We start from the raw sequence: 14,726 nt of genomic DNA, 5'->3' as shown, positions 1-14,726 counted from the left end.
ATACCTCCTAAGGATTTAGTTGTAGAATTCGAATGGGACAGTGGTAACGTTCGGTTAATTCACGTACCCGACGATACCATGCTTTATCCGTCTGTCCTGCTTGGATTATGATCATTATTTCATCTGGCGCATCCGCTAATTGGATTAATTGACCGAAATCTGTAAGATAATGACTTTCTGAGGAGAACGAATCCGTTTCAAACAAGTTGCCAATTTGATCGAAAATCCAACGTTGAGTAACCCTTGGATATTGAAAAGACTCCACTTGGCGCGCATGATCAAAATCACGCCATGAAAGAAGTTCATGTCGATCCGATAATTCCCATGAATATTCAAATGCGTATTGAATTTTTTCACTAAATAATCGTTTTAATAACATGACGCCAAAAGCTAAGATTGCTCCTAATAAAATTCCTAATACTCCGTACAAGATTAAAGGTTTAGCGCGGGTCGAACGATAGATATTCAATGTTTCGATAGTAGGTACAATCGATAATTCATCGATATTATCTAATTCTAAAATTTCCGGCTCACTTAGGAGTGTTACTCGCTGCCCTGCATCAAGAATATCTGGTTGATTTTGAAGTAAATCGTAATAAGCATTCGCGACCGCTAAATTTTCTTCTGCTGTTTTACCAACTAAGAAACGAAACGTAAAAACACCCGAAGCTGAGTCGCGCAATGCTGCAACGCCTCCTCGGAAGGCATAATTTTTATACAACTCTACTTGTCGTTCGCTATCTAATGTACGAGCAATATCAACTTGTGTCAACGATTCAATTTGTGAAACGACTGTTGGCGTACTAAATAGCTCGTCATAGGCATATGCGTTATTAAACAGTTGTCCGTCTTCTACTAGCACAATTGCTTTGAACGTAGCGGGTTGTTGCTGATAAACTTGTGTTAAATGATTGATAGGTTCTTTAATTTCACTTAAGCGATAATTGGTAATTTGATAACGAAAAAATACACTGAGACCACCAATTAGTAGTGAGCTAAGGACAACTATTAATATATGATCTCGTAGCATTCGCCAAAATTCACGCAATATGGTTGATAAGTTCATAATATCCCTCTTTTTCATTTCGATAATGTTGATATTCAATGCGAAGATAACTGATGATAAGACCAAAATACACCCAATGCCATTCAATCTTTATATTATTTGCACTGGTAATACTAGCAAAAATATAAACAATTAAAAATGCAATAAAAACATTGGTTATCTGCCGCCTCCTAACAGGCTGCCAATTACGCAATTCAAATAATTGACGAAGCATCATCCCGTAACTAAATACATAAAATACAAAAGTAATAGCTCCATATGAGACTAAAATTTCTAACCACCAATTATGAATATTGGTAAATCCATCCACTGGGAGAAAAGGTTGCATTTGCATCTGATATTCAATATTACCAGCACCAACTCCAAGGCCTAAGCTCTGGGAAAATAAGACTAAGCCGTTCCGCCAAAGATTCATACGGCGAGAATCCCCCGTATTCATACTCGGTCCCACAATATGAATCAAATGCATGACTTTCTCTCTAAAGCTAGGTGTAATAATAATGACTCCTGCCAATATAAAGCCTGCAAGTACAGCCAGCTTGATAATTTGCTTGGCACTATAATCAATCCGATATTCAAGTAGCCATAAAATAATAAAGTAAAGCAGCGTACTGAGTAAAATCATACGGGAATCCGTGAGAAAAATTAATAAGCCCGTTAATAATAGGTAGACGAGATATAGAACTTTCCACCAGGGCTGTTTGGTTTGAATGCATCGGACAACTGTTAAGGATATGTACGCAATTAACATTGTGGCATAATCATTTTGATTGGTGAAAATAGTGACCGGGATTCGTCGTGTCCATCCTAGCGCAAACTGATTATAAGGGTCTAACTTACTCAAATCTGCTAGTAAGTATGTATTTGTAAAGACTTCGAATAGCCCCCATAATAAGAGTCCTGTCATCATCCACCAAATACTTCGCGCCAATTTGTTCCAGTCGAATCGATTCTCAATCCATAAAACAAGTGCCCACACACTTGAGACGCCTACTAAAAGTAGAAAAGAGGCTTGAACCCAGTGTTTGAACGAGCCCGCCCAAAGCCCAGAAAAAAGACCCCAAATTAACCAAATTAAATAAACTAGTGGATGGAGCCAAGCGGGATTGTTAACGTCAATCTTAATTTGCCGAGAATCGATGATCGTACTATACAGTAAGATCGGCCAGCAGCCTAATGCCATGAGTCGATATAGTGTCAATTGTCCCACAGGCGTGGATAACGCTAAAATTTCAGTCCCTAAAAATACCATCATGGCCATCATTAGAACATAACGACGCATTCAATCCCTCCTTTTATGTAAAATCCCACTCATCAGGTGCTTGATATATTTGATAGGTTGTCTTAAATGTAGGAATCTGAATAACGAGTGCAACTACTGCAAAAAGTGCCGTCCACAATAATATTGACGGACGTTCATATAAATTCATGATCCCAGCGATGAGCATCAGTGTCGCAACGGATAATTGCTTCACTTGGCTAAAGTAAAATCCTGTTCGCCATGAGAAGTAAGTTCGAGCTAAGTAGAAAACAAAGTAAGCGACCGACGAAGCCACTGCAGCTCCACGATAACCGAATGTTGGCGTTAAAAGACCGTTTAAAGTTGCACTGACGATTAACGAAAGCAAACTCACCACAACGTTATATCCGGTACGTTTCGAGAACACAATACCTAGCGTTGTTGTTTCAGAAAGTGTATACATTAAGTGCGGAAAAGCCAATAACCCCACAATATACATTAACTCAAGATATTCTCGACTCGGATTAAGCACAAACGTAATTGGATACTTTAATAACAGTAACCCAAAATATATCAGTGACATAAACATCAAAATCAAGTCACTAATATAAGCATAGTGCTTAATATCGCGCTCTTCGTGATACCAGCGGTAGGCTGTTGGTATCCAGAAACTCGTAAACGCGGTCTTCATAATACCTAAAATTGCCGCGAGCTGACTCCCCGCTTTATAAATCCCTAAGTTACGAAAATCAGAATAGCTTTGTAAAAAGATAATATCCATCAAATTCAATAATGCACTGAGCGAAACAGCCATCATAATTGGCAAGCCAAAAGAAAATAATTGACGAATCAGAGAGGAATCAAAATTATATCCTCTAAAATCAAGTAAATGGCGGTAGCGATAAAACAAAATACTATCCGCTAATATCGTCCCTAGTAATAGACCATAAATAACGACACGGAAGTCACGAATACCTAGGAAAATCAATCCTAGCGTCGCAATAAAGATTCCTATTTTAATACTTAAAGTAAATAAAGAATATTCAAGGGCACGCTCTTCCATTCGAATATGTAATTGAACAAAACGTTCAATAATAGTAATAATAACCCAGCCCATGGATGCAATCACGATATAGTAATAATCCCCATTCCCTAAGCTCCACTGAGCAATCGGTCGAGCAAAAAATGACATGACCAAAGTTACAAGTGCCCCCATCGCTAAGGATGGTAACATTGCTTGCTGAATCAAATATTTCTTATCTTCGTGATGGTTAAATTCCCGCGTATAAGCCTGGTCTAATCCTAAATAAATAAACGTAGGTAATTGAACGAGCAAGCTTTGAAAACCACCCGCACGACCATATTCTCCGACAGGTAATAAATTTATAAAAATTGGAAATAAGATAAAAGAAATCGCTGCACCTAAAATTGGGCCTAAACTAAACCCAGCCAATCGTTTAATAAAGTGTTTCATAATCTCACCTATATCTTAATAACACCCGCAATGGAACTCGCATATACACGAGCAGCTTGGTGATTTGTATATTTACTACGAGTCAGAGCATAACTTCGTTCTTCAACTGGAACGGGTTGATGTGTCATGGCAGTTTGTAAGCTTTCAAGCCAGAATTCAATCGGGGCAGTTAAATTTTGACGATAAACTAGCCCCATCCCTAAATCCGCTTCAGCTGGCACATTTTCTGATAAAACAACCGGTATCCCTCCTGCTTGACTCTCAATGGCCACGGTACCCAGTCCTTCATTAAAGGAAGGGAGAATCGTCGCATCAAGCATCGGGAAGATTTGATCCATTTGCTCATATCGACCTGCTAAAATTACGATTTTTTCGAGCTGATATTCTTCAATCATCATCTTTAACTCTGACTCCATTGGACCTTGACCAAAGAAAATAAAGCGATATGGCAGATGCTTTTCTTTAGCAAGTTGTGCAATTTGCAATGTCAGTTTGTGATTTTTTATTTTAGCTAATCGACCAATTTGACCGGTCACATACTGATCTGATTCAATGTCAAAATAACCACGCCATTGTTCTCGCAATGTTTGATATTGTTCTTTTGAGTAAAGAAATTTCGACTCATCAATACTATTTGGAATAATAATACCTTGTGATTTAGACACTTGATAGCCAAAAATCGACTCAATCGCTTGATAACTACAACCGACATAGAGGTCACTTAACGACCGATTCAGTTGTTGTGTCATAAAGTATCCAATCCGTTTCACCGGATGTTCAGGCATTGTCGCGATATAATGCGCATGAATCACAAATTTACTCTGAGGACTAAAACGTCGGACCATACTCCAATAGATTCCCGCTCGATAACCTGTAATATGGCAATGAACAACCTGATAGTCATAAAGCTTTAATACCCGACTTATCGAATGTTTGAACGCTGACCAACCCGATTTCTTTGGGTTTTTCAGCTGATAAACATCGCCACCTGTCTGACGAATTGCTTTGACAAAATGTTCTGGACAGTCACTGTAAGTAACTACATCAAAGACAATATGATACTTCGACATCTCAGTTGCTAAATTATGAATAAACGTCGAGATGCCTCCACCATAAGAGCTCATAATATGCAGTATTCTGACTTGGTTCACTCGCTTCATCTTCCTATTCCCCTTACACAAAACAATACCCACTATTAGCCAATAGTGAGTATTGTCTCTGACTAATTCTCGTTATAAATATCACGGGTATACACCTTTGCCAACACATCTTGTAAATCTTGATGGTATCGATTCGTAATAATTACATCCGATTGTTGTTTAAATTGCTCTAAGTCTGCCATACATTGGTAGTCTAAATAATAGTCTTCATCAATTGTAGGTTCATAAATAATCACTTGAACCTCTGCTTGCTTCAGTTGCTTCATCACACTTTGAACAGCTGATTCTCTAAAGTTATCTGACCCTTGCTTCATCGTCAGCCGATAGACTCCCACCGTTGTAGGGTTCAGTTCAAGAATAGACTGCGTTATAAATTGCTTCCGTGTATCATTCGATTGAACAATCGCTCGAACTAATTCATTCGGTACATCTTTAAAGTTCGCTAAAAGTTGTTTCGTATCTTTTGGAAGACAATACCCTCCGTAACCGAAAGATGGATTATTATAATGTTGGCCGATACGCGGATCAAGTCCTACACCTTCGATAATCGATTGGGTGTCCAACCCTCTAACTTGCGCGTAAGTATCTAATTCATTAAAGAACGCCACGCGCATCGCTAAATATGTATTAGCAAATAATTTTACAGCTTCGGCTTCGGTCGCAGGCATCTGCAAGACCTCTATTGGAGATTTCTCCGCACCTTCGACTAACATTTGGGCAAATTGATTCGCTGCCTCTCCTTCATCACTCACAATAATCCGTGAAGGATAGAGATTATCATAAAGTGCTTTACCTTCTCGTAGAAATTCTGGTGAAAATATAATGGTTTCAGCTGGATATTGTCGATGCTTCGATTGCGTGTAACCTACAGGCACGGTGGACTTGATGACAATTGGGATATTTCTACCTAATTGAACTACCTCATCGATCACCGCGTCCACAGAAGATGTATCGAAGAAGTTATTCGTTTCATCGTAATTGGTTGGTGTCGCAATGACGACCATTTCAGCATCTTTATACGCTGCTTGGCGATCAGTCGTTGCTTTGAAATCTAGCTGGTCCTGCTGAATAAAGGATTCAATTTCTTTATCTTGCAGATGACTTTGCTTTTGATTAAGCATTTTGACAATGTCTGGATTGATATCTAACGCAGTGACTGAATGGTGTTGTGCTAATAATAACGCATTGGCTAATCCTACATACCCAACGCCTACCACTGTAACTTTCATTTTTATTCCCTTCTTAATGACTATTGCTGTATCTATTGTATGACTTCCTGTAATGATTCTTCCCATTCATACCGATTTTCTTCTGCATTATAGCGAATATTCACTCGATCACTTAGAAATTCAGTCTCCCAATGATAGTGTTGAATCGACCATAAGTATCGGTTATTAAATGGAATATCGGTAACAACCGCTTCTTTTAAGCAGTTTAAAATTTCAACCCACTTCAAACGATACGCTCTAGATTGGATTGTCGTAAATAATTCTTGGATGATAGTTTGCTGAATTTGATAGAGGTGCTGATAATCCTGACCCGTTGAACGGCTCAACAACTGATCCATTTCTAATGGTGTTAATGTGATTGTCTGTTGAGCAGGAAATGTTCGCTCTGCAATTGTTATTTCATTTGGCAAAATAATATCAATCGGCCCTACCAAATCTAACAACGGACGCAACCGATTTAACCGCACGGTAATCTGATGTTGTATTGCTACTTGCGCATCAATCAACTGATCAATACCTCGTCCAACGCCCTGGCGTCCATAATCAAATAACCAACTTTGCGATGGTAGATGATATAAATCTAACGGCATCACAAGTTGATTGACCTGCGGTTCAGTGGCGTCTAGCGTGATAATATTCAACCACGCAACATTCTCTTGCGTTACGCCTTGTTGAATTTGATTATTTAAAGCAATCAAGGCAATTGGTCCTTGTAACCTATCCGATTCCGTTTCTGAATGCGCTTGATAGATGGTCTCTCGATAAGTCCTGTCAACTTGGTGTTGATAATACAAGACATAAGATAAACCTACAAAGATTAAAACAATGAAGATTAATAAGCCAATTGGCCAACGGCGACTTCGCTTGGGACGTTGCCCATAAGTTACCGTCACCTTCGGAATCGGATGAGATGATTTGGCCATCTTAATCCCCCTTATAGCCTGTCACATTTTGCGACTGCCAGCGCCAACTATCACGGCACATATCTTCTAAGTTATATTGCGCTTGCCAATGGAGCTCTTTTGCTGCTAAAGCAGGATTGGCATAAACTTCTGCTAAATCTCCGGCCCGACGGTCAACATATTCTAAAGGAATCGATTGCCCCGTTACCGCTTCAAAGGTATGGACAAGCTCTAAGACCGAGTAGCCTTTACCCGTTCCTAAATTATAAATTTGATAGCCTGATTGGGCTTGCGTATATTGTAGTGCTTTGACATGAGCTTTTGCTAAATCGACCACATGAATATAGTCCCGAACGCCGGTTCCATCTTGTGTTGAATAATCATTGCCGTAAACTCGAAGTACCGGTAACTTCCCAATCGCAACTTGAGTCAAATAAGGCATAATATTTGCGGGAATACCACTTGGTTCTTCACCAATTAACCCACTCTGATGAGCACCAATCGGATTAAAGTAGCGTAACATCACAGCACTCCATACTGGATTCGATTTGACTAAATCATGAATCATTTGCTCGACCACAATTTTACTGTAGCCATAGGGATTGGTTGCTTCCCCGATGGGCATCGATTCATCGAGAGGAGATTGATTATGGGCACCGTATACCGTTGCTGATGAACTATAAACGATACGCTCCACCTCATGCGCTTGCATAACTTCAAGTAGTGTCAGGGAACCTGCCACATTATTTTGGTAATAATCAATGGGTTGTTCAACGGACTCCCCGACCGATTTTAATCCTGCAAAATGAATAACCCCATCAATTGTATGTTCATTAAATATTTGATCTAATATTTTCGCATCACGAATATCTCCATAATAAAAAGGAACGTGCTGCCTCGTTATTTGATATAGCCGTTCTAATACTTCTGGGTCACTATTTGATAAGTTATCAATAATCACGACATCGTAATCATTTTCGATTAACTCAACAACCGTATGACTCCCGATATATCCTGTTCCACCTGTTACTAATATCGTCACCTTATGATCTTCCTTATCCATGTAATTATCCTATGTATTATACCATATTTAGCTATTGATGAATATGCTGACTTCTACTAATTCATGTCGAAAAAGCGTCGCGACTGTTAGCTTTTAATTTTTTTTGCTATAATAACGATGAATGTATAGAGAGGAGTGAAGCATCATGGTACGTGCTTTAATAGTTTATTCAAGTTTAACAGGGAATACAGAAGCTTGTTGTGATATTGTTGCTGAAGAATTAGAAAATCAAGGAGTAGAAGTGACGACTTTCCATGCATACGATGCAATGCCTGAAGATTATTTATCTTTTGATATTTGTGTGTTAGGAAGTTATGCCTACGGAGACCACGGCGTTGTTCCCGATGAGTTTGAAGAGTTTTACGAAGAAATGGCTCAATTGAACCTCAGCGGCAAAATCTATGGTGTCTTTGGTTCAGGCGATACTTTCTATCCTACTTTCTGCGGGCAAGTGGATGATTTCCAAGCGAGATTCGATCAAACTCAAGCCTCCCGTGGCGCTGAAGGTGTCAAAGTCAATCTTTATCCTGAAGAGGAAGATGCAGAACGTCTCGTTCATTTTGCCCGTCAACTGGTAGAAACATATCAGTCAACGGCATCATAGTTAGGAGGTAGCAAGATGTCTGAGCCGAACTTACTGCAATCTCAAACAGAAGAAATTAAGCAACACATCGAAAAAAATGGATCGCCGTATGGATAAAAGTGGCTGGCTAGTCATCACCTTATCTTTTATTGTCTTATTTATCTGCATCTATTTAGTGATGTACTTTTTCGGAATTGCCAACCACGATTCGCAAGAAACTTTCCCTGAACTTCAAAGTCAGGTGGAACAGCTTGAATTGCGCGTTGAAGAGTTAGAAGGTCAAATCGATAAATTAACGAACCTTATTGGAGAATAGGTCTTGCTATGCGTATTTTACATATTAATTCATATTATTCGACCTCTCCCCTATTCCATAATTTATATCAACGCCAACTTGAACTCGGTAATGAAGTCAATGTCTATGTTCCGATTGCAAAAGAATACCCTGAAGAACGCATCGCCGTTCGTGGAGATTATGCAACGGTCCGGCGCAATCACCCGAAGCTTTCACGTTGGGTATTCCCTTGGAAACATCAGCTAATCTTACGTGATTTAAATCAGACTTTTTCAAATATTCAGTCCTTTGATTTAATTCATGCTCACTCGCTATTTTCAAACGGATGGCTCGCCTATCAACTGCATCGTCGCGAACAAGTGCCTTATATAGTGGCTGTCCGCAATGCGGATTTGCGAACCTTTTTCCAACGGATGCCGTGGATGCGATCGACCGGAATTAAGATAATGCAACATGCCGCTCGAATTATTTTTATCTCAAAGAACACGCAAAAAGAAGTTTTCGAGCGTTACATTCCGGACCATTTGAAGCAACAACTTTGGGACAAGTCGCTCGTCATTGCAAATGGAATTGACACCTTTTGGCATGAAAATCAACCCGAAGAACCTCACTCGAGTTGGCATGATCCAATTAAGCTGGTAGTTACAAGTAAAATTATCCGTACTAAACGACTTTGCGAGTTAGCTGAATTAGTTAAGACCTACTCTCAGACGGTGAGACCGGCTCAACTCTTTGTCATCGGGCCACCATGGGATAATAAGGAATTAGAAAAACTTCAACGTTACTCATGCGTGACCTATTTAGGTCCTAAAAACCAAACTGAAATGGCTGAAATCTATCGATCGATGGATATTTATGCGATGTTAAGTTATCCAGAAACCTTTGGTTTGGTGTATGCTGAAGCGATGAGTCAAGGCCTCCCGGTAATCTATACGCAAGGTGAAGGATTCGATAATTTCTTCCCAAATTATTCGATTGGCGTTTCAGTACAACCTAAAAATCAAGCTGCTTTTAACCAAGCAGTTGATTATATTTGCCATCCGGACCATTATTCAACACTATCCAAACGTGCTCAAGAAGCAATATCGGTGTTTAATTGGGACGATATTACCCAACAATACCAAGCGCTATATCAACAAGTGAAGCAAGAGGTGAATTAGTTTATGAAAAAAGTTAAAAAAGCTGTTATTCCAGCTGCAGGGCTGGGAACGCGTTTCCTCCCCGCTACAAAAGCCATGCCGAAAGAAATGCTTCCGATTGTCGATAAGCCAGCGATTCAGTATATTGTCGAAGAAGCAGCAGCATCGGGCATTGAAGAAATCTTGATTATTACTGGAAAAAGTAAACGGACCATCGAAGACCACTTCGACACCAATATGGAGTTAGAGCACTACTTAATGGAGCATGGTCAAGAGGAACTCCTCCCCATTGTTCAAGATCATTTAAAAGTCAGCTTACTCTTTGTCCGCCAACCTTATCCGAAAGGCTTAGGACATGCGGTACTACTTGCAAAAGCCTTTGCTGGAGATGAACCCTTTGTTGTCCTACTCGGCGATGATATTATGGAAAGCGATGTACCATTAACTCGTCAACTTATCGATATTTATCAAGATACACAAAGTTCGAGTATTGCAGTAATGGAGGTACCGCACGAAGATACCCAGAAATTTGGCATTATTGACCCCGAACAAGAATTTCTTCCAGGGTTGTACAATGTCCGTCAATTTGTGGAAAAACCTACTCCAGAAGACGCACCGAGCAACTTAGCGATTATTGGACGTTATTTATTAACTCCTGAAATTTTTCCGATTTTAGAAACGTTGCCTGCCGGAGCTGGCGGTGAGATTCAACTTACCGATGCGATTGATATTTTGAATCAAACCCAACGCGTCTTTGCGCATCAATATCGTGGCAAACGTTACGATATTGGAAGTAAGTTTGGTTTCTTAGAAATGAGTGTTGAGAAAGGTCTGGCACATCCAGAAATTTCTCATGAACTTAAAGAATATATTCAACAAACCGTTGAAAAAATAAACGCATAATTAAACAGGCTGTGGTTAAGAATTGTCTTACCACAGCTGTTTTTGTATGTTTTTTACTTGACAAGTTAGTCAGCTTGTTCCGTCATAATGATTGGTCCGTCAGCAGTAATCGCAATCGAATGCTCGTACTGTGCACAATAACCTCCATCACGGGTTCGAGCCGTCCATCCATTCGAATCCATCTTCATCTTCCATGTTCCAGTAGTAATCATCGGCTCAATCGTAATCGTCATACCTTCTTTTAGTCTAAGCCCTTTTCCAGCCAGTCCATAGTGCGGAACTTGCGGTTCTTCATGAATCGTTGGCCCGATGCCATGCCCGATAAAGTCACGGACTACACCGAATCCTTTCGATTCTGCGTACTCTTGAATCGCATGCCCAATATCACCAATACGATTGCCTACTACAGCTTGTTCAATACCGCGATAGAGGCACTCTTTGGTCACTTCCATCAATTCTTGATGTTCAGGAGACACTTCTCCAACTGCATAGCACCAGCAACTATCAGATATGGCTCCATTTAAGTCGACACAGAAATCGACCTTCACAACATCCCCTTCTTTCAGACGATAATTTGATGGAAAACCATGACATATCTCATCATTGACACTAATACAAGTTGCATATTCATAGCCTTGATAGCCGATTTGAGCAGCAACCGCCCCATGGGATTCAATTTGCTGTTGAACAAATTTATCGATGTCTCTTGTTCTTACACCCGGCTTTATACGTTCACGCAGTTGTTCATGAATCGACGCTAAAATACGCCCTGATTCTGTCATTTGTTCAATTTCACGATTTGATTTTAAAGTTAACATAGTTACACCTACCTTATTTTCTCAATTACCATGATACCCTCTTTTAGTTGGATAAACAAATTGAAAGTGAATTGGAAGCGTTGAATTATTTTTTATATGGAATTTTTAAAAAAATAATTTTTGTGTGTATCTATTAGTAAGGAGGTAAAATTATGAAAGAACTTAAAACACTTTTGGTAAGATATTTTCGTGGTGATGAGACGAATCGGCTTGATAATTTTGTGATGGGGTATGAAGGCGAGCAAGATTTTCTGCAGATTGTTAAACAGTTTATCCCTAATCAAGGACTTTTTATAAAAGACTTTATTTTTGAAACACCTGGTTTTGTTCAAGTTGATGGGGTCTTAATCATGCCTGACCAGATTCATTTGTATGAAGTGAAAAATTATGATGCAGATTGTTCGCTCATTGATGGGAAAATTTATTATAATGATCGCCATATAAATTATAATCCCCTGCAACAAATCGACCGGGCATGTGATTCTTTTAAAAATATTTTGATTAAAGAAAACATAAGAATTCCAGTTATTCCTCACTTAGTGCTGATCCATCCTTATGGAACATTTAAATCGGACAACTCTTCAGAACTTTCCATCTTATTGCGGTATGAACTACGCAGGCATTTCCAAAGCCTGCAGTATCACTGTAATCATGCCAACTATGACCCTCATTCGATTTATCAGGTTTTAAGAAAATATCAAATTGACGATTGGCACAATCACTTTAAGATTAATCCGTTCAATGTCAAAGATTTATGGCGTGGCATTTATTGTCATCAATGTGGTAGTTTTCAGATGACCAAGCTATACAAAAGTTTCCAGTGCCAAGAATGTTCAGCCAAGATTACGAAGCATGAAGCACTGAAGTATATTATTGCAGAATGTTGCTCATTATATGATCGAGAGACTATCAGCCCAATAGAAGTTTATAATCTGTGCGACAAACAGCTCGATAAATACTGGATATCAAAACAGATGTCAGAGCTTTTAATAAGAGTTGATCACGGACATTACGCCAAAGTATCAGAAAGCGAATACCTCGAAGATATGTTGCGTCTGTACCATAGACTGAAAAACAAATAGATGGGATGTGGCGGGCTAGATGACGGAATGCGACAAGCAATCGATCATTCTCGTAATCTTGAACTAGGATTTGCAGAACAGTACACAAATTCTACTAATCATGAGTGGAAATTTGGAGAACAGCACCTGTATTCTACTAAATTTGTCTGAAGTTTTGTAGAACAACACTACTATTCTACTAAACTTGTTCAAAGTTTTGGAGAACAGCACTCCCATTCTACTAAACTTGTTCGAAGTTATAGAGAACACCACTCTCATTCTAGTATTCTTAAACAGAAGTCACGAGAACCAAACATACATTCCCAGCTTTAGACTCATAAAACATAAGAAAACCCTTCAAGGACTTCTAGATCCTTGAAGGGTTTGATTTTGAACAATTTAAGATAAATTATGCACGTCTATTTGAGGATTTGAAAATCCATGACACGATCAATACGAGAATAATCGCACCTAAAATTGCAGGTATAATCGCAATTCCAGCTAATTGTGGGCCGAAATCTTTAAATAAATATCCACCTACAGATGAACCAATTAAGCCTGCAACAATGTTTCCAATTACGCCACCAGGAATATCACGGCCAAGAATTAAGCCTGCGATCCACCCAATAAGTCCTCCGACGATTAGATACCAAATTGTACTTAACATATAAATACACTCCTTTACAAAATAAAGATATGTTACAACTATAATTATATCAATTAGTTATACTTTATGCAAAAGATACACATCGGACATATTTTTTAATTGTTAAACATCAAACACGATATTGGCAGACTTTCGTAATAACTCCATTGTTTGTGCCACTTGGAGACTCAATTGCTTCCAACCTTCATATTGAAGTTGATGGTGCAAATCGTCCGGATTTCGAATGATTTCTGAAAAATTTAACACTTCATCATACATGACATTCTCTGGCTGATATTTAATCACATTGGCAACTTGCCCCTCTTTATTCACCAAGTCGACTTGAGATATGCGAGAAATATCATGAATAACCACGGTCTCATCGTCGATATAAATTTCGCTTGACAACGTCGAATGGGCTGCTTTCGACACAAAAATATTCACTTGAAAATCAGAATAAGTAAGTAAAATATGGCCGAATAAATCAACGCCATTAGGCCCTTTTTGTGCGTTATAGCGCAATGAGTCTGGCGACCCAAAGAGGTCCATTGCAACATAGATTGGATAGACACCGAGATCCATCAAGCTACCCCCAGCATACTCCAAGGTAAAGACATTCGGGAGCTCACGGTGCTGTTCTAAGGCATGATTATAAGCAAAATATCGGCTCGAATATTGACCGATATTAAAGTTTGCTCCCAAGAACGGTTGTTCCGCATCCATCAATTTCTTTTGTACCCATTGCTTCATCCGTTGGTAATTACGGTTATGAATATGCAAAGCGGCTTCGAAAATTTTCACTCCGAGGCGTTCTGCTTCTGCATGGGCTTGGTGCCATTCTTTGGTTGAAGTAAACATCGGTTTTTCGATAATTACATGCTTGCCTGCTTTAATCGCACGCATCGCATGTTCATAATGCAGCGAGTTTGGACTAGCAACATAGATTAAATCGATTTCCGGATCAAAGAGTAAATTATTCAACTCATCCGAGTAGTATGTTGCTTTATAAACTGTTGCAATGTCTTTAGCACGATAAGCGTTGCGCGAATAGACAGCTCGAAGTTCGTATTGATTGGTCAGTTGACATGCTTCAATAAAGCGTTCCGTAATCCAAGACGTTCCGATTGTTCCAACTCTTATCATGGTT

General features: G+C 39.2%; 15 protein-coding genes. 5 read left to right on the top strand and 10 right to left on the bottom strand.

The annotated features are described in order from the left end of the window. Positions 1-7: 7 nt before the first annotated feature. The 7 genes from HMPREF9707_RS01805 to galE form a co-directional block, all read right to left on the bottom strand. Positions 8-1,066: a YveK family protein gene (locus HMPREF9707_RS01805; protein WP_006701006.1), complete on the bottom strand. Its 1,059-nt coding sequence runs from the start codon at positions 1,064-1,066 to the stop codon at positions 8-10. After that, the gene (locus HMPREF9707_RS01800) at positions 1,041-2,348 is read right to left on the bottom strand and encodes an O-antigen ligase family protein (RefSeq protein ID WP_006701005.1); all 1,308 of its coding nucleotides are present in this window, start codon (positions 2,346-2,348) and stop codon (positions 1,041-1,043) included. The genes HMPREF9707_RS01805 and HMPREF9707_RS01800 overlap by 26 nt, the downstream gene beginning before the upstream one ends. Before the next feature lie 13 nt (positions 2,349-2,361). Further along, positions 2,362-3,780, bottom strand: coding sequence for a lipopolysaccharide biosynthesis protein (locus HMPREF9707_RS01795; protein ID WP_006701004.1), 1,419 nt, complete (start codon positions 3,778-3,780; stop codon positions 2,362-2,364). A gap of 8 nt (positions 3,781-3,788) precedes the next feature. Beyond that, a complete protein-coding gene (locus HMPREF9707_RS01790) occupies positions 3,789-4,940 on the bottom strand; it encodes a glycosyltransferase (protein WP_006701003.1) in 1,152 nt (383 codons plus the stop codon). A gap of 62 nt (positions 4,941-5,002) precedes the next feature. Beyond that, positions 5,003-6,169: a nucleotide sugar dehydrogenase gene (locus HMPREF9707_RS01785; protein ID WP_006701002.1), complete on the bottom strand. Its 1,167-nt coding sequence runs from the start codon at positions 6,167-6,169 to the stop codon at positions 5,003-5,005. A 32-nt stretch (positions 6,170-6,201) separates the two neighbouring features. Beyond that, positions 6,202-7,092 carry a hypothetical protein gene (locus HMPREF9707_RS01780; RefSeq protein ID WP_006701001.1) on the bottom strand — a complete coding sequence of 297 codons (891 nt, stop codon included), beginning with the start codon at positions 7,090-7,092 and terminating at the stop codon, positions 6,202-6,204. Between the two features lies 1 nt (position 7,093). Beyond that, complete coding sequence (gene galE / locus HMPREF9707_RS01775) at positions 7,094-8,113, bottom strand: UDP-glucose 4-epimerase GalE (RefSeq protein ID WP_040442998.1); 1,020 nt, start codon at positions 8,111-8,113, stop codon at positions 7,094-7,096. A 166-nt stretch (positions 8,114-8,279) separates the two neighbouring features. Here galE and HMPREF9707_RS01770 point away from each other — a divergent pair, with 166 nt between their 5' ends. The 4 genes from HMPREF9707_RS01770 (at position 8,280) to galU (ending at position 11,054) form a co-directional block, all read left to right on the top strand. Then, on the top strand, positions 8,280-8,738 hold the full coding sequence (locus HMPREF9707_RS01770; protein ID WP_006700999.1) for a flavodoxin: 459 nt from the start codon (positions 8,280-8,282) through the stop codon (positions 8,736-8,738). An 88-nt stretch (positions 8,739-8,826) separates the two neighbouring features. After that, positions 8,827-9,033: a hypothetical protein gene (locus HMPREF9707_RS01765; protein ID WP_006700998.1), complete on the top strand. Its 207-nt coding sequence runs from the start codon at positions 8,827-8,829 to the stop codon at positions 9,031-9,033. An 8-nt stretch (positions 9,034-9,041) separates the two neighbouring features. Continuing rightward, complete coding sequence (locus tag HMPREF9707_RS01760) at positions 9,042-10,172, top strand: glycosyltransferase family 4 protein (protein WP_006700997.1); 1,131 nt, start codon at positions 9,042-9,044, stop codon at positions 10,170-10,172. A gap of 3 nt (positions 10,173-10,175) precedes the next feature. Further along, positions 10,176-11,054: a UTP--glucose-1-phosphate uridylyltransferase GalU gene (galU, locus tag HMPREF9707_RS01755; protein ID WP_006700996.1), complete on the top strand. Its 879-nt coding sequence runs from the start codon at positions 10,176-10,178 to the stop codon at positions 11,052-11,054. A 65-nt stretch (positions 11,055-11,119) separates the two neighbouring features. Here galU and map read toward each other — a convergent pair whose 3' ends face one another. After that, positions 11,120-11,872, bottom strand: a complete 753-nt coding sequence (gene map / locus HMPREF9707_RS01750) for a type I methionyl aminopeptidase (protein WP_006700995.1) — start codon at positions 11,870-11,872, stop codon at positions 11,120-11,122. Positions 11,873-12,024: 152 nt separating this feature from the next. On the opposite strand from map, the gene HMPREF9707_RS01745 reads away from it, so the two are divergent. Further along, positions 12,025-12,954, top strand: coding sequence for a nuclease-related domain-containing protein (locus HMPREF9707_RS01745; protein ID WP_006700994.1), 930 nt, complete (start codon positions 12,025-12,027; stop codon positions 12,952-12,954). Positions 12,955-13,342: 388 nt separating this feature from the next. Here HMPREF9707_RS01745 and HMPREF9707_RS01740 read toward each other — a convergent pair whose 3' ends face one another. Both HMPREF9707_RS01740 and HMPREF9707_RS01735 read right to left on the bottom strand, forming a co-directional pair. Then, positions 13,343-13,600 (bottom strand): GlsB/YeaQ/YmgE family stress response membrane protein, encoded by a 258-nt coding sequence (locus HMPREF9707_RS01740; RefSeq protein ID WP_006700993.1) that lies wholly within the window; start codon positions 13,598-13,600, stop codon positions 13,343-13,345. A 102-nt stretch (positions 13,601-13,702) separates the two neighbouring features. Next, a complete protein-coding gene (locus HMPREF9707_RS01735) occupies positions 13,703-14,722 on the bottom strand; it encodes a Gfo/Idh/MocA family protein (protein WP_006700992.1) in 1,020 nt (339 codons plus the stop codon). Positions 14,723-14,726: the final 4 nt, after the last annotated feature.

This window comes from Falseniella ignava CCUG 37419 (assembly GCF_000301055.1).
Lineage (GTDB): Bacteria > Bacillota > Bacilli > Lactobacillales > Aerococcaceae > Falseniella > Falseniella ignava.
The sequence above is the reverse complement of the archived record's forward strand: the minus strand, read 5'-3'. Positions and strand labels throughout refer to the sequence as shown.